We start from the raw sequence: 18,328 nt of genomic DNA, 5'->3' as shown, positions 1-18,328 counted from the left end.
ATCGTTAGATGCGATATGGGTGAGGGGGAGTCTCTGCGAGTGCGTTTTTCACTATCCTTGTGGAGACTCCCCCTCATCCCGACCTTCTCCCCGCAAGCGGGGAGAAGGGGAAGATAGGTTACGGCATGCTCAGTTCATGCCGGCCGACCACCATCCAGTGCACCTCGTCCGGACCGTCGGCGAAGCGGAGATGGCGGACGTCCTGGTACATTTCGCCGAGCGGCGACCACTGCGAGATGCCGGTGGCGCCGTGCATCTGGATCGCCTGGTCGATCACCTTGCAGGCACGCTCGGGCACCATGGCCTTGACCATCGAGACCCAGACGCGGGCTTCCTTGTTGCCGAGCACGTCCATTGCCTTGGCGGCCTTCAGCACCATCAGTCGCATCGCTTCGATTTCGCAGCGCGCCTGGGCGATGATCTGCATGTTGCCGCCGAGATGGGCGATCTTCTTGCCGAAGGCTTCGCGGGTCAGGCCGCGCTGCACCATCATGTCGAGCGCCTTCTCGGCCTTGCCGATGGTGCGCATGCAGTGATGGATGCGGCCCGGGCCGAGGCGGACCTGGGAGATCTCGAAGCCGCGGCCTTCGCCGAGCAGCATGTTCTCCTTCGGCACCTTGCAATTGTTGAAGCGCAGATGCATGTGGCCGCGCGGCGCGTGGTCATGGCCGAACACGTGCATCGGGCCGAGGATCTCGACGCCGGGGGTGTCGATCGGCACCAGGATCTGGGACTGCTGCTTGCTCGGCGCCGCGTCCGGACTGGTCTTCACCATCACGATCATGATCTTGCAGCGCGGATCACCGGCGCCGGAGATGTAGTACTTCTCGCCGTTGATCACCCATTCGTCGCCGACGAGCTTGGCGGTGGTCGAGATGTTCTTGGCGTCGGAGGAGGCGACGTTCGGCTCGGTCATCGCATAGGCGGAGCGGATCTCGCCGTTGAGCAGCGGCTTCAGCCACTTCTCCTTCTGCGCCTTGGTGCCGACCCGCTCCAGCACTTCCATGTTGCCGGTATCGGGCGCCGAGCAGTTCATGGTCTCCGAGGCCAGCGGGCTCTTGCCGAGCTCGGCGGCGATATAGGCGTAGTCGAGGTTGTTGAGGCCGTCGCCGGTCTCGGCGTCGGGTAGGAAGAAGTTCCAGAGGCCGACTTCCTTGGCCTTGTCCTTGGCCTTCTGCAGGATCGCGAGCTGCTCGTCGGTGAAGCTCCAGCGGTTGGTCTTCTTCTCGCCGGCGCGATAGAACTCGACCGACATCGGGTCGACGGTGTCGCGGATGAACTGCTTTACATGGTCGTAGAGCGGGCGGACCTTGTCCGACATACGGAGGTCGTTGAGCTCGTCGCCCGGATTGAGCGTGTAGTTCGTGGTCCGCGGCACATAGGCATGCTTCATTGTCGTTTCTCCCTCGCGAAGGCGCGTTCGCGGCGGACAATAAACGCGTGCGGCGCGAAGCGCGAGCACCGATTTTCGCAGGATCTCTACCGCATCGCGGAATTTAGCGGCGGCGTTTCAAACGTTGTTTGAACGCCGCCGCGCACGACGCGTGCCGGATCGTCAGACCATCCGATGCATTGCGCAGATCTTGTTGCCGTCGAGATCGCGCAAGTAGGCGAGGTAGAGCTTGATGCCGCCGCCTTCGCGCACGCCCGGCGGATCCTCGATAGGCTTGCCGCCATTGGCGATGCCGGCCGCGTGCCAGGCCTCGACCTGCTCCGGCGAAGAACAGGCAAAGCCGATCGTGCCGCCATTGGCGTGCGTCGCTGGTTCGCCGTCGATCGGCTTGGACACCATGAAAATGCCGGCCTTGGTGAGGTACATAATGCGGTGACCGTCGACCCGGGCCGGCCGGACGTCGAGCGTGCCGAGCAGCGCATCATAAAACGCCTTGGCCTTGTCCAGATCGTTGGTGCCAACCATCACGTGTGAAAACATCTGAAATATCCTCCCTCTTGGTTACGAAAGCCGCCTTGTTGCGCCCTTACGGCTGGAACGCTTAGCAGCAGTTTTGTCGCGACGGAAGCGACGCTGCGTCGCGCGGCACCTGGCTCAAGATGAGGTCGGGCAAACGCAAGACTCGGACGCACCAGCGCCACGAGGATGCGGATGTATGTTTCGCAGCCTGTGCAACAAATGCAGTGTCGTCCCGGCGAAGGCCGGGACCCATAACCCCAAATACTCATTGTTGCGCGACGCTGGGGCTACAGCCTTTCTTCAACAACTCAACCCTGTGGTTATGGGTCCCGGCCTTCGCCGGGACGACACCGGTGATGCGGCAAGAGCTAGGCTAGAACGCCGTGTACCCGCCGTCGATCACAAAGCAATCCGCTGTATGATAGGACGACGCCTTGCTCATGAGGTAGACGGCGATGCCGCCGAAATCGCTCGGCTCGCCGAAGCGGCGCACCGGGATGCGCGGCATCACGTTGGCGACGAACTTGTCGTTGGCCATGATGCCGGCGGTCATGTCGCTCTTGATCCAGCCGGGCAGGATCGCGTTTGCGGTGACGCCGTGGCGGGCGAGCTCGACGCCGAGCGCGCGGCACAGCGCATTCAGCGCGGCCTTGGTGCCGGCATAGTGCTCGTTGCGCGCGGTGCCGAACAGCGAGGCGAGGCTCGAGGTTGCGACCAGCCGGCCGAACTTGTCGCCGGCTTCGGAGCGCTCGGTCATGTGGCGTGCCGCAGCCTGGAATACGTGGAAGACGCCGTCGAGATTGGTCGCGAACATCTTGCGCCATTCCTCCTCGGTGCGGTCGATGAAGGAGCGGCGTCCGCCGCCGCCGATGCCGGCGTTGGCGAAGCAGCCGTCAACGCGGCCGAAGGTGTCGAGCGTCGCCTTCATCGCGGTCTTGACCGAGCCGGGATCGCTGACGTCGCAGAATTGCGTTGCGACCTTGCCGGGCCCGGCCTTCATCGAGGCCGCGGCGTTGGCGTTTTTTTCCGCGTTGCGGCCCCAGATCGCGACGTTGCAGCCGGCAGCGTTCAACGCCTGTGCGATACCGAGGCCGATGCCGCCATTGCCGCCGGTGATGACAGCGACGCGGCCGGTGAGATCGAAGATGCCACTCATTGGGGTTTCCATTTGGTTTGGTGCGCGCTAATCACGCGTTCACGGATGGGCTTGCCGCCGACCATGGACAAGCCCGGCACAAAAATCAAATATGGGTCCAAATATCGGTCGACCCATCGACCTACCGCGGTACCAACCGCGGAAGCAACGTAAAGAGGAAACCATGCAGTTCAAACACGTCACGCTCGACTTCGACGGATCGGTCGCGGTTCTCAAACTCGACCATCAGGAAGTCATGAACGCGGTCTCGATCGACATGCTGGGCGGCCTCGCCGAGGCGCTCGATGCAATCGACGACAAGCGCGACGAGGTGCGCTGCCTGGTGATCACGGGCGCGGGTAGGGCATTCTGCACCGGCGCCAATCTGCAGGGCCGTAACCAGCAGCAGAAGCCCGGCAAGAGCAACGCCGGCGCGGCGCTGGAGACCGCGTTCCATCCGTTCCTGCGCCGATTGCGTAAGCTGCACTGTCCGATCGTCACGGCGGTGAACGGTCCGGCCGCGGGTGCCGGGATGAGTTTTGCATTGATGGGCGACCTCATTTTGTGCGCGCGCTCGTCCTATTTCCTGCAGGCGTTCCGCCGCATCGGCCTGGTGCCGGATTGCGGCTCGACCTGGCTGTTGCCGCGGCTGATCGGCAAGGCGCGCTCGGTCGAACTGTCGCTGCTCGGCGAGCGGCTACCGGCCGAGAAGGCGCTGGAATGGGGCCTCGTCAATCGCGTCTATGACGACGCCGCGCTGATGGAAGAGACGATGAAGATGGCGCACGATCTCGCCAACGGCCCGACGGTCGCGCTGTCGCTGATCCGCAAGCTCTACTGGGACAGCCCGGAGAATACCCTCGAGGATCAGCTCAATCTGGAATTCGAGTCACAGCGGATCGCGGGCAGAGCTGAGGATTTCAAGGAAGGCGTCACGGCATTTCTCGAGAAGCGGCCGGCGAAGTTCAAGGGCAAATGATCGAGACCGAGCTCAGGCGCTGCGTCGCCGCGTTTCATCCCGGTGCGACGGGCGTCACCGGCGCCGCCAAGCTATCCGGCGGCGCCAGCCAGGAGACCTGGACGTTCGATATCGTGCACCCAAATGGCAATGTCGGCGCGATCCTGCGCCGCGCGCCGCCGGGCTACGGTGCCGCGCCCGGCCGCGCCGCCGGCCTCGATGCCGAGGCCACGCTGATGCAGCTCGCGCATGACGCGGGCCTGCCGTCGCCGAAGGTGATGCACGTCTTGAGGCCGGAAGACGGCCTTGGCCGCGGCTTCATCATGGCGCGGGTCGAAGGCGAGACCATCGCGCGGAAAATTTTGCGCGACGAGGAATATGCGACCGCGCGGCCGATGCTGGCGCGCCAACTCGGCCGCGTGATCGCCGGCATCCATGGCCTGCCGCAGGCGAAACTGCCGAAGCTGCGTGGCCTGACGGCGACCAAGGAGATCGAGGATCTCTCCCGCGAGTATCACAGCTTCAACTGGCCGCGGCCGGTGTTCGAGCTGGCGCTGCGCTGGCTGCGCGATCACGATCCCGGGCCGTCGTCCGAGGTGACGCTGGTGCATGGCGATTTCCGGCACGGCAACCTGATCATCGGGCCCGACGGTGTGCGCGCGGTGCTCGACTGGGAACTCGCGCATTTCGGCGACCCGATGGAAGATCTCGGCTGGATCTGCGTCAATTCGTGGCGCTTCGGCGAGATCGACAAGCCTGTCGGCGGCTTCGGCACGCGCGAAGATCTGTTCGCGGGCTATGAGGAGGCCGGCCGCAAGGCTGATCCGGACCGCGTGATGTTCTGGGAAGTGATGGGCACGCTGCGCTGGGGCGTGATGTGCTGTGGCATGATGCAGCGCTTCCGCTCCGGCCCCGATCATTCGATGGAGCGTGCGATGATCGGGCGGCGCGCATCGGAGACCGAGATCGATCTGTTGCGGTTGCTAGCTCCGCGGGGGAGATAACCATGCAGGACGAACCGACACCCACCGAACTGATCAAGGCTGTCGCCGATTTCCTGCGCACCGAGATCGCGCCCGCGATCAAGGGGCATAACGGCTTCAAGCTGCGCGTCGGCATCAACGCGCTCGACCTCGTGACGCGGCAGCTTGCGCTCGCCGAGGCCGGCGATGCCACCGAGGCCGCACGGCTGAAGGCGCTGCTCGGCGCCGACGGGACGCTGATGGAGTTGAACCGCGCGCTGTCGGAGAAGATCGCAAGCGGTGAGGTCGATCTGAAAACACCGGGACTGCCGGAGCATCTCTGGCAGACCACGTTGGACAAGCTCGCCGTCGATCAGCCGAACTACGCGTCCTACAAGAGGGAACTCGAAACGTAGGATGGGTGGAGCGAAGCGATACCCATCACGACGCGTGCACAACGCCGATGGGTATCGCTGCGCTCCACCCATCCTACACCGTCATTGCGAGCGAAGCGAAGCAATCCATCTGGCCGCTTGTGGAGGCATGGATTGCTTCGTCGCTACGCTCCTCGCAATGACGGGGAGCGGGCGACTACCGCCCGAGCCACTTCGGCGGCCGCTTCTCCGAAAACGCCTTCGGCCCCTCGATGTAATCCTGCGAGGCGGCCATCGCCTTCACCGCTGGATATTCGCGCTGCTCGGTCATCGCCTGCTCGAGCGAGACCTCGAGGCCCTTCTGGATCGCCTGCTTGGAGGCGCGGATCGACATCGGCGAGTTCTTGGCGATGGTTTCGGCCCAGCGCTCGGCGGCGGCCAGCGCCTCACCCTGCGGCACCACCTCGTTGACGAAGCCGAGTTCGAGGCCTTCCTTGGCGCTGACATGGCGCGCGGTCAGGATCATGCCCATGGCGCGCTTCAGCCCGATCTGGCGCGGCAGCCGCTGCAGGCCGCCGGCGAGCGCGGCGAGGCCGACGCGCGGCTCGGGCAGGGCGAAGGTCGCATTCTCGGCGGCAATGATCAGGTCGCAGGCCAGTGCGACCTCGAATCCGCCGCCCATCGCGACGCCGTTGACGGCAGCGATGATCGGCTTGTCGCAGTCGAAGCGGGTGGTGAGGCCGGCGAAGCCGCCCTTGTCCCAGCCACGCTTGCCGCCGGCGGCCTGCCATTTCAGGTCGTTGCCGGCGCAGAACGCCTTGTCGCCGGCGCCGGTGACGATCGCGACCCACTGCTCGGGATCGGCGGAGAAGTCGTCGAATACCTTGTTGAGCTCGAAATGCGCGTCGATGTGCAGCGCGTTGTAAACCTCGGGCCGCGACAGCGTCACGATGGTGATGGGACCCTTGCGCGTCACCTTGGAGAATTTCAGATCCATGTTTGCTCCCGTCGATTTTCTGCGGCGAAGAATATTGCCGATATCCTAGCGCCTGCGCGCCGTTCCGTGCCATCCAATTACGCAACGCGACCGCGCGCTCAAGCCTCACTCGCCTGCTTGACTTGGCCGCGTGCTTCTCACCTTAATCGATCCGAACGCGGATACGCGATAGCGTCTAAACGCAAAACCAGAATCAACAAAATCTTCGGGAGAGACCGCCTTGGATTTCAATCTGCCGGCTGACCTGACAGCCTATCTCGCCGAGCTCGATCGCTTCATCGAACGCGAGATCAAGCCGCTGGAAGAGGCTGATGACAACATCCGCTTCTTCGATCATCGCCGCGAATGGGCGCGCACCGATTTCGACAAGGGCGGCCTGCCGCGCCATGAATGGGAGCTTCTGCTGCGCAAGGCCAAGAACCTGGCCGATGCTGCCGGCCATCTGCGCTTCGCGATCCCGAAGCGTTACGGCGGCAAGGACGGCTCCAATCTCTGGATGGCTGTGATCCGCGAGCATTTTGCCTCGAAGGGGCTCGGCCTGCACAACGATTTGCAGAATGAACATTCGATCGTCGGAAATCTGCCGATCGTCACCATGCTCGACCGCTATGGCACCGACGAGCAGAAGGCGATGATCGACGGCTCGATCACCGGCAAGTACCGCATCACGTTTGGCCTCACGGAGCCCGAGCACGGCTCCGACGCCACGCATATGGAAACGAAGGCGGTGCAGGCGACCCGCGACAACGTCAAGGGCTGGATCATCAACGGCGAGAAGATGTGGACCACGGGCATGCATGTCGCGACGCACTGCGCGCTGTTTGCCCGCACCTCGGGCAATGACGGCGACGCGCGCGGCATCAGCTGCTTCCTGGTGCCAGCGAAATCGCCGGGCGTGAAGGTCGAGGAGTATATGTGGACCTTCAATATGCCGACCGATCATCCGCGCGTCAGCTTCACCGACGTGTTCGTGCCTGAGGATGCGCAGTTCGGCGAGGTCGGCCGCGGCCTGTCGCTGGCGCAATGTTTCGTGCACGAGAACCGGATCCGCCAGGCGGCGAGCTCGCTCGGCGCTGCGGTCTACTGCATCAACGAGAGCGTGAAATATGCCCGCGAGCGCAAGCCGTTCGGCAAGGCGCTGGCGGAGAACCAGGCGATCCAGTGGCCGCTGGTCGAGCTTGCGACCCAGGCCGAGATGCTCAGGCTGTTGATCCGAAAGACGGCGTGGGAGATGGATCAGCTGACCCAGGCGCAGGTCGAGCACACGCTGTCGGACCGGGTCTCGATGTGCAATTATTGGGCAAACCGGCTGTGCTGCGAGGCCGCCGACCGCGCCATGCAGGTGCATGGCGGCATGGGCTATTCGCGTCACAAGCCGTTCGAGCACATCTACCGCCACCACCGCCGCTATCGCATCACCGAAGGCAGCGAGGAAATCCAGAAGCGCAAGGTGGCGGGCTTCTTGTTCGGCTACATGGGAGCCGGCAAGCACTAACGCGGAGGAGGCGGTACGACATGGAAGGTGGATGCACCTGCAGAAACGTCCGCTACCGCCTCAACGGCAGGCCGATGATCGTGCATGCCTGCCACTGCACCTGGTGCCAGCGTGAGACCGGCACTGTGCACGCGCTCAACGCGATGTACGAGGCCGAGCGGGTCGCGCACATCGCGGCCGAGCCCGAGATCGTCGACACGCCGTCGGCCAGCGGCAAGGGCCAGAAGATCGCCCGCTGCCCGGTCTGCAAGGTTGCGGTGTGGAGCAATTATCCGGGCTCGGGCCCCGCGGTGCGCTTCGTCCGCGTCGGCACGCTGGATGATCCGAGCCAGTGCCCGCCCGATGTCCACATCTTCACCTCATCGAAGCAGCCCTGGGTGACGTTCCCGCCGGGCGCCAAGGTGTTCGCCGAGTATTACGACCGGAGGGAAGTCTGGCCGCAGGAGGCGCAGGAACGCTGGCGGCTGTTGCGGGAGAAGATGAAGCAGAAGTGATGCGTGCCCCTCTCTCCACCGTCGTCCCGGCGAAAGCCGGGACCCCATAACCACAGTCGGATGTTGGTTGAGGCGGCTGTGGCCCCAGCATTGTGCGCAACGAACAGCGGTGGTTATGGGTCCCGGCTCGCGCTTCGCTTGGCCGGGACGACGGAGAGGTTAATTCACCTGCCGGTCCTTGCCGACCCAGTACGGTTCACGCAGGCTCCGCCGCAAAATCTTGCCGGACGGGTTGCGCGGCAGCGCCGGGATGAAGTCGACCGATTTCGGCGTCTTGTAGCCGGCGATGCGTTCGCGGGTGAAGTTGATGATGTCGGTCGCGCTAGCCGTCTTGCCGGGCTTCATCACCACCACTGCTTTCACCGCCTCGCCCCATTTGTCATCGGGAATGCCGATCACGGCGGCTTCGGCGACATCAGGGTGGTCGCACAGCGCGCTTTCGACCTCGGCCGGATAGATGTTCTCGCCGCCGGAGATGATCATGTCCTTGATGCGGTCGTGGATGTAGAGATAGCCATCCTTGTCCATGTAGCCGGCATCGCCGGTGCGCAGCCAGCCATCGCTGTCGATCGTCTTCGCGGTGGCCTCGGGCAGATTCCAGTAGCCGGCCATGTTGGAGCCGGAGCGGGTGGCGATCTCGCCGACTTCGCCCGGCGGCAGCGGCTTGCCGTTCTCGTCGAGAATCGCGAGCTCGACGCCGGGTAGCGCCTTGCCGGCCGAGCGCATCCGCTCGAGCCCTTCGATATGATCCTCGGGCGACAGCGCGACGATGGTGCCGGTGGTCTCGGTCATGCCGTACATCTGCACGAAGCCGCATTTGAAGACCTCGATGCACTCCTTCAGCAGCGCCGCCGGGATCGGGGAGGCGCCATACAGCATGTATTTCAGGCGGGAGAAGTCGACCTGCCGCGCGCGCGGCTGCCGCACCACGAACTGCATCGCTGCCGGCACCATGAACAGCTTTGTGATGCCGGACTGCTCGAAGAAGTCGAGCACCTTGGTCGGATCGAACTCGCGCGCGATCACGCCGCGGGCGCCGTGATAGAGCCCCATCACGCCCCAGCCGGAGCCGCCGATATGGAAGATCGGCATCGCGACCAGCGAGACGTCGTCGGTGGTCCACCGGTTCCATTCCGGCTTCTCGGCCTCGTTGCCGCTCTGCACGAGATTGAGGAAGTTGGCATGCGACAGCATCGCGCCCTTCGGCTTGCCCGTCGTGCCCGAGGTGTAGAGCTGGATCGCGATATCCTTCGGCTCGATCGCAACGCGCGGGTCGTCGCCGCTCTGCGCGTCGCGCCAGGCGACGAAGTCGGGCCATTCCGGCGCGCCGCCCTCTGTCGTGATGATGGTGTGGACGCTGGGCAGCTTGTCGACGATGTTGCGCGCCTGCGTGATGAATTCGGGACCGACGAACAGAACGGGGGCCTTGCAGTCGTCGACGATGAAGGCGACCTCGGGACCCGCGAGCCGCCAGTTCACCGGCGCCATCACCACGCCGGCCTTCATCGCGCCCATCAGGAGCTCGAAATAGAAATCGCTGTTCTTGCCGAGATAGGCGATACGCTCGCCCTTCTTGATGCCCATCGCGATCAGCGCGTTGGCGACGCGGTTGGTCTTGGTGTCGAACTCGGCGAAAGAGGTTTGCCGGCCCTCGAACTCATAGGCCAGCGCAGCGCCGCGGCTGCTCGCGCGGTCGCGCACCATGTCGGCAAGGTTGCTCAGTTTCGGCGCGTCGGACATGTTTCCCCCCCGTGACGTCTTGTTTTGTTTGCGCGGAGTGTGGCCGCACCGCGCGGGAAAAACAATACGGGGTGTTACGCGAGATACATCCACATCGTCGTCCCGTGCAAGCGAAGCGCGACCCGGGACCCTTAACCGCAGGATTGAGTTGTCGAGCACGCTGTGGCCCCAGCGTGCTCGGTGGTTTTGAGCGGTGGTTATGGGTTCCTGCTTTCGCAGGGACGACAGTTGTGATCGTGGCGCAAGCGCGGGCTTCAACCGCGCGCCGCGCGGTCCTTCTCGTTCTGGGCCTTGATCGACTCGCGCGCCTTGGTCCAGTCGTCGTCGCTCCAGTCGCGGAGCTGATAGAAATTGCCGCCCATCGCGAGCGCCTGCGCGCCATCCATGGCGATGGTCTCGCCGTTGATCCAGTCGCAGCCGCCGGAGATCAGGAAGACCGCGACGTTCTGCAACTCTTCCATGGTGCCGACGCGGCCCATCGGGTTCATCGCCTTGGTGCGCGCACCGGCTTCGTCGCCGGGCTTGATGCGCTTGCTCATGCCCTCGGTCGGGATCTCGCCGGGCGCGATGGTGTTGAGGCGGATGCCGTGGCGGCCCCATTCGACCGCGAGCGACATCGTCATCGCATGGATCGCCGATTTGCTCATCGCCGACGGCACCACATAGGGCGAGCCGTTGCGCACCCAGGTCGTCGTGATCGAAATCACGTTGCCGCGATGGCCGCCGGCGATCCAGCGCCGGCCGACCGCGTGCGTCACGTAGAAGGTGCCGTGCATCACGATGTTGGCCACTGCATCAAACCCTCGCGCGGAGAGCTCTTCCGAGCGCGAGATGAAATTGCCGGCGGCGTTGTTGATCAGATCGGTGAGGGGACCGCTGGTGGTCCAGATCGCGTCGATCATCTCGTCGACCGCCATGGCATTGCGGATGTCGACGCCGTGGCTGACTACGCGTCCGCCATGCTCTGCCATCAGCTCGGTGGCGGTTTCGTCGCAAACGCTCTTGCGGCGGCCGCAGATATGCACCTCGGCGCCGAGCTGGAGGAACCGCGAGGCCATGGCCTTGCCAAGGCCGGTGCCACCACCGGTTACCAGGATGCGCCGCCCGGCAAGAAGCTGATCAGAGAACATCGTTTCCTCCACGGGGGTTGTCAGTTAATTGGTCGATTGACTAAAAGCGGACAACGGCCTTTCTGTAAAGCGCCAACTCAAGGAACAAAGCGGAGGGAATGATGGAAGATCGCGTTTCGATATCGATTTCAGACGGTATCGCCGATGTCCGCCTGGTGCGGGCCGACAAGATGAACGCGCTCGATGCCGCGATGTTCGAGGCATTGGTCGCCGCAACCGACCGTCTTTCCAAGGAAAAATCCGTTCGCGTGGTCGTGCTGTCGGGCGAAGGCCGGGCGTTTTGCGCCGGCCTCGACATGGGCCGGTTCGCCGCCATGAAGGATGGCGGTAACGGGGTGCCGGGCGGCGAGAAGCGCGACCTCACCATCCGGACCCACGGCAAGGCCAATTTTCCGCAGCAGGCAGTATGGGGCTGGCGCCAGCTCTCGGTGCCGGTGATTGCCGCGGTCCACGGCGTTGCCTTCGGTGGCGGCTTCCAGCTCGCGCTCGGCGCCGACATGCGCTTCCTATCGGCTGACGCACGGATGTCGATCATGGAGATCAAATGGGGCCTCGTCCCCGACATGGCGGGCACGCCGATTCTGGCGAGCCTCGTGCGCGACGACATCCTGCGCGAGCTCACCTATACCGGGCGCATCTTCTCGGCGCAGGAAGCCCAGAGCTACGGCCTTGCCACCCGCGTCTGTGACGATCCGCGCGCCGCGGCGCTCGAGGTCGCGCGCGAGATCGCCGGCAAGAGCCCGGATGCGATCCGTGCCGCCAAGCGCATACTGAACAACCTGTCGGTCGATCCGGCGGCCGCGCTGCTCGCGGAATCCGTCGAGCAGCAGAAGTTGCTCGGCAGCCCGAACCAGACCGAATCCGTGCGCGCCAATCTGGAGAAGCGTGCGCCGAAGTTTGCAGATGTGTAATGATGTGCTGCCGTCATGGCCGGGTTCTCTCGGCCATGACGGACACAACCAACCTTGCTAACCGAACACGAAGAACAAGAACAAGATGAGCGAAACGTCCCAACCCTTCCTCGGCGTCATCAGCGGCGAGCGCCGGCGCGATCACGCTGCGGTGGCCGAGCGCACCGAGCGCATCGCCAGCGGCCTTGCCAAGCTCGGCGTCAAGCCGGGCGACAGTGTCTGCATGCTGATGCGCAACGACATCGCCTTCATCGAGGCCGCCTACGCCGCGATGCGGCTCGGCGCCTATGGCGTGCCGATCAACTGGCATTTCAAGCCGGAGGAGATCAATTATGTGCTGACGGATTCCGGCACGCGCGTCCTGATCGGCCACGCCGACATGCTGCATCCGCTGCGCGGCGCGATCCCCGATGACGTCACCGTGCTCAGCGTGCCGACGCCGCCCGAAATCCTCGCGAGCTACAAGATCAATCCCGATCATCTCGCGACACCAGATTTCGCGATCGATTTCGAATCCTGGCTGGCGCAATTCCCGCGCTATGACGGCCCGGTGGTGCCGCAGCCGCAGAACATGATCTACACCTCGGGCACCACGGGCCATCCGAAGGGCGTACGCCGCTTCGCGCCGACGCCGGAGCAGACCGCGAATGCGGAAGCGATGCGCGCGATGATCTACGGCCTGAAGCCGGGTGCGCGCGCGATCCTGCCCGGACCGCTCTACCATTCGGCGCCGAATTCTTTTGGCTTGCGCTCGGGCAAGCTTGGCGGCGTGCTGGTGCTGATGCCGCGGTTCGACGCGGAGGAATTTTTGGCGCTGATCGAGCGCGAGAAGATCGACACCATCTTCATGGTGCCGACGATGTTCATCCGCCTGATGAAACTGCCCGAGGAGGTGCGCAGGAAGTACGACATGTCGTCGCTGCGCCACATCATCCACGCCGCCGCGCCGTGCCCGGCCGATGTCAAGCGCGCCATGATCGAATGGTGGGGGCCCGTGATCTACGAATTCTACGGCTCGACGGAGTCGGGCGCGGTGACGTTCGCGACGTCGGAGGATGCGCTGAAGAAGCCGGGAACGGTCGGAAAGATCTCGCCCGGCGCCGAGCTTCGCTTCATCGGCGACGACGGCGAGGAGGTGGCGCAGGGCCAGATCGGCGAAATCTACTCGCGGATCGCCGGCAATCCAGATTTCACCTATCACAACAAGTCCGAGAAGCGCGCCGAGATCGACCGGCAGGGATTCATCACCTCGGGCGATGTCGGCTATATCGATGCGGACGGCTACGTCTTCATCTGCGATCGCAAGCGCGACATGGTGATCTCGGGCGGCGTCAACATCTATCCGGCCGAGATCGAGGCGGTGCTGCATGCGGTGCCCGGCGTGCACGACTGCGCGGTGTTCGGCATTCCCGATGCCGAATTCGGCGAGGCGCTGATGGCGGTGGTCGAGCCGCAACCCGGCGTCGCGCTCGACATCGCCTCGATCCGTGCGCAGCTGAAGATCGCGCTTGCCGACTACAAGGTGCCCAAGCACATCGAGATCCAGACCAACCTGCCGCGCGAGGATTCCGGAAAGATATTCAAGCGCCGGCTGCGCGACCCGTATTGGGAACGGGCTGGGCGGAGGATCTAGCGCCGCAAACTCGCCGTCGTCCCGGCGAAGGCCGGAACCCATAGCCACCGCTCCATATGATCACGAAGGTTGGGGCCACAGCGAGCTATAACAACAAGGCCCTGTGGTTGTGGGTCCCGGCCTTCGCCGGGACGACGGCGGTGGTGCACCGCGCAAGTTCATCTTGCGCTGCGGCAAAAAAAGCGCACACTTGGGAGGAGCCGGGCAGCCTCTGGAGTAGCCACGCCATGTCTCCCCAGACTTTGCCTCCCCAAACGATGCCCTCCGAGACCGAAATCCGTGCCAAGAGCGCTGCGGAAGCGCAAGCACAGGAGGAGGATGCACGGCTCCGGAACGACATCCGGCTGCTGGGGCGCGTGCTGGGTGACACCGTGCGCGACCAGGAGGGGGCCGACGTGTTCGACCTGGTCGAGCGCATCCGTCAGACCTCGGTCCGGTTCCATCGCGACGAGGACAAGCTGGCGCGGCGGGAGCTGGAAGGCATCCTCGACGGCATGTCGATCGCAGAGACGCTGCGGATCGTCCGCGCCTTCAGCTATTTCTCCCACCTCGCCAACATCGCCGAGGACCAGAACAACATCCGCCAGATGCGCAGCCGCGGCCCGAGCGGGGCGCCGCGGCCGAGCACGCTGGAGCAGACGCTGGTGCATGCCCGCCAGGCCGGCATCAGCCCGGCCGACCTGCGCAGCTTCTTCAGGGGCGCGCTGGTCAGCCCGGTGCTGACAGCGCATCCGACCGAGGTCCGCCGCAAGAGCACGATGGACCGCGAGATGGAGATCGCCCATCTGCTCGACCGCCGCGAGCGGTTGCAGATGACGCCGGAGGAGAGCGAAGCCAGCGATGAGCAGCTTCGCCGCGCGGTCGTGACGCTGTGGCAGACCAACCTGCTGCGCCGGACCAAGCTGACCGTGCTCGACGAGGTCGCCAACGGCCTGTCGTTCTACGACTACACCTTCCTGCAGGAGGTGCCGCGGCTGCATTGCGCGCTGGAGGACCGGCTCAACAAGGAGGGCGGCGAGGCCGGCGATCTCGCCTCGTTCCTCAGGATGGGAAGCTGGATCGGCGGTGATCGCGACGGCAATCCGTTCGTCACCGCAGAGGTGATGCGCGGCACGCTGCGGCTGCAGTCGAGCCGGGCGCTCAGCTTCTACCTCGAGGAGCTGCATGCACTCGGTGCCGAGCTGTCGCTCGCGGCGCACCTTGCCGACGTCTCGGAGGAGCTGCGGATCCTGGCCGAGCGTTCGCCCGACACTTCGCCGCATCGCAGCGGCGAGCCGTATCGCCTGGCCGTCTCCGGCATCTATGCGCGGCTCGCAGCCACCGCGACGCGGCTCGAGGTCGAGACCATGCGGCCGCCGGTCGGCAAGGCCGAGCCCTATGCGACCGTCAGGGAATTCCAGGCCGACCTCGATGTGCTCAACCGCTCACTGATCGCGAACAATTCCGGTGTGATCGGGCGCGGCCGGCTGCGGCACCTGCGGCGCGCGGTGGATTGCTTCGGCTTCCATCTTGCGCGGCTCGACATCCGCCAGAACTCGGCAGTGCATGAGCGCACCGTCGCAGAGCTGCTTGACACCGCCAATCCCGGCATGTCGTATCTGGCGCTCGGCGAGGACGCGCGTGTCAGCCTGCTGCTCGGTGAGCTGCGCAACGCACGGCCGCTGGCCTCGCCCTTCGTCAAATATTCCGAGGAGACCCAAAGCGAGCTCGCGGTGTTCCGCGCCGCGGCCGAGGCGCATGCCAAATTCGGCCCCGAGGTGATCTCCCAATGCATCATCTCGATGTGCCAGGGCATGTCCGACATGCTCGAGGTCGCGGTGCTGCTGAAGGAGGTTGGCCTCGTCAATCCGTCCGGCCGCAGCGCCGTCAACATCGTGCCGCTGTTCGAGACCATCGAGGACCTGCAGGCCTCGAGCGGCATCATGGACCGCATGCTGGTGCTGCACGACTATCGCAAGCTGGTCGACAGTCTCGGCAGCGTGCAGGAGGTGATGCTCGGCTATTCCGACAGCAACAAGGATGGCGGCTTCGTCACCTCGGGCTGGGAGCTCTACAAGGCCGAGATCGGCCTCGTCGAGGTGTTCGAGCGCCACGGCGTGCGGCTGCGCCTGTTCCACGGCCGCGGCGGCTCGGTCGGCCGCGGCGGCGGCCCGAGCTATGATGCGATCATCGCGCAGCCCGGCGGCGCGGTGAACGGCCAGATCCGCATCACCGAGCAGGGCGAGATCATCTCGTCGAAATATTCCAACGCCGAGGTCGGCCGCAGCAATCTGGAGATCCTCGCCGCGGCAACGCTCGAGACCAGCCTGCTGCAGCCGCGGCGGAGCGCGCCGCGCCCCGAATATCTCAAGGCGATGGAGGAGATTTCCGCGCTCGCGTTCAAGGCCTATCGCGGGCTCGTCTACGAGACACCCGGTTTCGCCGACTACTTCTGGGGCTCGACCGTGATCAACGAGATCGCGACGTTGAACATCGGCAGTCGTCCGGCCTCGCGCAAGAAGACCCGCGAGATCGAGGACCTTCGCGCGATTCCCTGGGTGTTCTCCTGGGCGCAATGCCGGTTGATGCTGCCGGGCTGGTATGGCTTCGGCGCTGCGGTCGAGACCTGGATCTCTGAGCATCCGGAGCAGGGCATGCCGTTCCTGCAGGAGCTCTACCGGGAATGGCCGTTCTTCCGCACGCTGCTGTCCAACATGGACATGGTGCTTGCGAAGAGCTCGATCGCGATCGCCTCGCGCTATGCTGAACTGGTGCCCGACGTCGCGCTGCGCGAGAAGATCTTCGGCGAGATCCGCCGCGAGTGGCATCTGTCGATCGAGACGCTGCTCGACATCATGGGCCACGACCGGCTGCTGCAGGGCAACCCGCTGCTGGAGCGCGGCATCCGCAACCGCTTCCCTTACATGGATCCTCTCAATCACGTGCAGGTGGAGCTGTTGAAGGAGCATCGCGCGCAGAACCCGGACGAGCAGGTGCTGCGTGGGATTCAGATCACGATCAACGGCATTTCGGCGGGGCTGAGGAATAGCGGTTAGCTACGGCGTCGTCCCGGCGAAGGCCGGGACCCATAACCACGACTGGCTGAATTGTGAGAAGCTGGAGCCCCAGTTTTTCAAACAATCGGCACTGGTGGTTATGGGTCCCTGCTTTCGCAGGGACGACAGCGTGTTTGCATCAGCAGTTATGCGCGCCTCGCGTCTCCACATACACCGCATACAGCGACTGACTCGCCGTCATGAACAGGCGGTTGCGCTTCTTGCCGCCGAAGGTGAGGTTGGCGCAGGTCTCGGGCAACAGGATCTGGCCGATGCGCTGGCCGTCGGGCGCGAACACCTGGACGCCGTCATAGCCCGGTCCGACCCAGCCGGCGCCGACCCAGATATTGCCGTCGATGTCGACGCGCATGCCGTCCGGAAAGCCCGACTTGCCGTCCAGCGTCATGTCGATCAGCGTGCGCGGATTGGAGAGCTTGTCGCCGTTGAGGTCGTACTGCCAGACGATGTTCTTGGCGCTCGGATAATGCGTGATGCCGGTGTCGCAAACATAGACCTTCTTGTAGTCATGGCTGAAGGCGATGCCGTTGGGCTTGAACGGTTCGTCGCAGACCTTGGTGATTTGTCCGGTCGTGGCGTCGATGCGATAGACGGCTTCTTTCTGGTAGGGCTGGTTCGAGCCGGTGTTGGCGCGCTGACCTTCATAGATCGAGACCGCGCCGTAGCCGGGATCGGTGAACCAGATCGACTTGTCGTTGGGGTGCACGACCATGTCGTTCGGCCCGTTGAGCTGCTTGCCGTTGGCCTGCTCCGCCAATGACGTGACGGTTCCGTCGTGCTCGTAGCGCACCAGCCGCGTGCGCTCGGCGGTGATCTGCCGGCCCTCGAAATCGAAGGTCGAGCCGTTGGCTTCGTTCGACGGCTTATGGAACTGCTCGGAGATGTGGCCGTCATCGTCGAGGTAGCGCAACTGCCGGTTGGCCGGGATGTCGCTCCACACCAGATACTGCCCCTGCGCGTTCCAGGCCGGGCCTTCTGCCCACAGGCAGCCGGTGTACAGCCGCTTGATCGCGGTGTTGCCGACCTTGGCCTTGAAGCGCTTGTCGTCGATTACGACGATATCCGGATCGGGATAGCGCTGCGGTTCCGCGTTGCGGCCGTAGTCGCGCGCGGATGCATCTGACGCCGCCATCGCGGTTGCAGCAAGCGCGGTTGCGCCGCGCAAAATGGTCCGACGGTCGAACGCCTTCGTTCCGTCGCTCTCGTGTTGCTCTGTGTTGCTTGGATTTGTCACGAAAGTCCTCCCAGGTTTCTTGTTATCGGGGAGGACGATCATGCGCCCGCAATTCTGGCACAATGCGGGCACGCTATGAAGAAACAACCAAAGAGTGTGTCGCCCCCGCGGCTTCGCGGAGGCGACTTTTTCATAAAACTGTCAGATCGAAGACCTCATCCTGAGAGTCTGACTCATAAATCATCGCCCCCTATCTGCAGCGGCAAGTCTGCGGGTCAGGAGTCTGATGTGTGCAATCAGCAGCCAGGCAGCTTCGGTTGCCACCGTCGCCTCGAAGTCTTTGGCGAGGCGGCGGCATCT

Annotated in this window: 15 protein-coding genes; 8 read left to right on the top strand and 7 right to left on the bottom strand. The window is 64.3% G+C overall.

The annotated features are described in order from the left end of the window. Nucleotides 1-118: 118 nt before the first annotated feature. From AC628_RS04290 to AC628_RS04280, 3 genes are all read right to left on the bottom strand, one after another. Nucleotides 119-1,393: an acyl-CoA dehydrogenase family protein gene (locus AC628_RS04290; RefSeq protein WP_074125506.1), complete on the bottom strand. Its 1,275-nt coding sequence runs from the start codon at nucleotides 1,391-1,393 to the stop codon at nucleotides 119-121. A 162-nt stretch (nucleotides 1,394-1,555) separates the two neighbouring features. Further along, entirely contained in the window at nucleotides 1,556-1,933 is a 378-nt protein-coding gene (locus tag AC628_RS04285; protein WP_074125505.1) for a VOC family protein, read from the bottom strand. 352 nt (nucleotides 1,934-2,285) lie between these two features. Further along, nucleotides 2,286-3,068 carry an SDR family NAD(P)-dependent oxidoreductase gene (locus AC628_RS04280; RefSeq protein ID WP_050406764.1) on the bottom strand — a complete coding sequence of 261 codons (783 nt, stop codon included), beginning with the start codon at nucleotides 3,066-3,068 and terminating at the stop codon, nucleotides 2,286-2,288. A gap of 163 nt (nucleotides 3,069-3,231) precedes the next feature. On the opposite strand from AC628_RS04280, the gene AC628_RS04275 reads away from it, so the two are divergent. The 3 genes from AC628_RS04275 to AC628_RS04265 are packed head-to-tail and all read left to right on the top strand — an operon-like array spanning nucleotide 3,232 to nucleotide 5,383. Next, nucleotides 3,232-4,026 (top strand): enoyl-CoA hydratase/isomerase, encoded by a 795-nt coding sequence (locus AC628_RS04275; protein ID WP_074125504.1) that lies wholly within the window; start codon nucleotides 3,232-3,234, stop codon nucleotides 4,024-4,026. Continuing rightward, nucleotides 4,023-5,009 carry a phosphotransferase family protein gene (locus tag AC628_RS04270; RefSeq protein ID WP_074125503.1) on the top strand — a complete coding sequence of 329 codons (987 nt, stop codon included), beginning with the start codon at nucleotides 4,023-4,025 and terminating at the stop codon, nucleotides 5,007-5,009. The genes AC628_RS04275 and AC628_RS04270 overlap by 4 nt, the downstream gene beginning before the upstream one ends. Before the next feature lie 2 nt (nucleotides 5,010-5,011). After that, the gene (locus tag AC628_RS04265; protein WP_074125502.1) at nucleotides 5,012-5,383 is read left to right on the top strand and encodes a DUF6285 domain-containing protein; all 372 of its coding nucleotides are present in this window, start codon (nucleotides 5,012-5,014) and stop codon (nucleotides 5,381-5,383) included. 175 nt (nucleotides 5,384-5,558) lie between these two features. On the opposite strand, the gene AC628_RS04260 is transcribed toward AC628_RS04265, so the two are convergent. Continuing rightward, a complete protein-coding gene (locus AC628_RS04260) occupies nucleotides 5,559-6,338 on the bottom strand; it encodes an enoyl-CoA hydratase-related protein (protein WP_074125501.1) in 780 nt (259 codons plus the stop codon). A gap of 220 nt (nucleotides 6,339-6,558) precedes the next feature. On the opposite strand from AC628_RS04260, the gene AC628_RS04255 reads away from it, so the two are divergent. Both AC628_RS04255 and AC628_RS04250 read left to right on the top strand, forming a co-directional pair. Next, a complete protein-coding gene (locus AC628_RS04255; RefSeq protein WP_050420078.1) occupies nucleotides 6,559-7,833 on the top strand; it encodes an acyl-CoA dehydrogenase family protein in 1,275 nt (424 codons plus the stop codon). Nucleotides 7,834-7,853: 20 nt separating this feature from the next. Further along, nucleotides 7,854-8,327 (top strand): GFA family protein, encoded by a 474-nt coding sequence (locus AC628_RS04250; protein WP_074125500.1) that lies wholly within the window; start codon nucleotides 7,854-7,856, stop codon nucleotides 8,325-8,327. A gap of 159 nt (nucleotides 8,328-8,486) precedes the next feature. Here AC628_RS04250 and AC628_RS04245 read toward each other — a convergent pair whose 3' ends face one another. Both AC628_RS04245 and AC628_RS04240 read right to left on the bottom strand, forming a co-directional pair. Next, entirely contained in the window at nucleotides 8,487-10,067 is a 1,581-nt protein-coding gene (locus AC628_RS04245) for a fatty acid--CoA ligase (RefSeq protein ID WP_074125499.1), read from the bottom strand. Nucleotides 10,068-10,321: 254 nt separating this feature from the next. After that, complete coding sequence (locus AC628_RS04240) at nucleotides 10,322-11,197, bottom strand: SDR family oxidoreductase (protein WP_074125548.1); 876 nt, start codon at nucleotides 11,195-11,197, stop codon at nucleotides 10,322-10,324. A gap of 101 nt (nucleotides 11,198-11,298) precedes the next feature. Here AC628_RS04240 and AC628_RS04235 point away from each other — a divergent pair, with 101 nt between their 5' ends. From AC628_RS04235 to ppc, 3 genes are all read left to right on the top strand, one after another. Then, nucleotides 11,299-12,108: a crotonase/enoyl-CoA hydratase family protein gene (locus AC628_RS04235; protein WP_074125547.1), complete on the top strand. Its 810-nt coding sequence runs from the start codon at nucleotides 11,299-11,301 to the stop codon at nucleotides 12,106-12,108. An 85-nt stretch (nucleotides 12,109-12,193) separates the two neighbouring features. After that, the gene (locus tag AC628_RS04230; protein WP_074125498.1) at nucleotides 12,194-13,741 is read left to right on the top strand and encodes an acyl-CoA synthetase; all 1,548 of its coding nucleotides are present in this window, start codon (nucleotides 12,194-12,196) and stop codon (nucleotides 13,739-13,741) included. Nucleotides 13,742-13,983: 242 nt separating this feature from the next. Continuing rightward, complete coding sequence (gene ppc, locus AC628_RS04225) at nucleotides 13,984-16,776, top strand: phosphoenolpyruvate carboxylase (RefSeq protein ID WP_143201434.1); 2,793 nt, start codon at nucleotides 13,984-13,986, stop codon at nucleotides 16,774-16,776. Nucleotides 16,777-16,915: 139 nt separating this feature from the next. On the opposite strand, the gene AC628_RS04220 is transcribed toward ppc, so the two are convergent. After that, nucleotides 16,916-18,028, bottom strand: coding sequence for an SMP-30/gluconolactonase/LRE family protein (locus AC628_RS04220; RefSeq protein ID WP_074125546.1), 1,113 nt, complete (start codon nucleotides 18,026-18,028; stop codon nucleotides 16,916-16,918). Between the last annotated feature and the right edge of the window lie 300 nt (nucleotides 18,029-18,328).

Source organism: Bradyrhizobium sp. NAS96.2 (genome assembly GCF_001908235.1).
In the GTDB taxonomy this organism is placed as follows: Bacteria; Pseudomonadota; Alphaproteobacteria; order Rhizobiales; family Xanthobacteraceae; genus Bradyrhizobium.
Note: the sequence above shows the minus strand (reverse complement) of the source record. Positions and strands in the feature narration are given on the sequence as shown.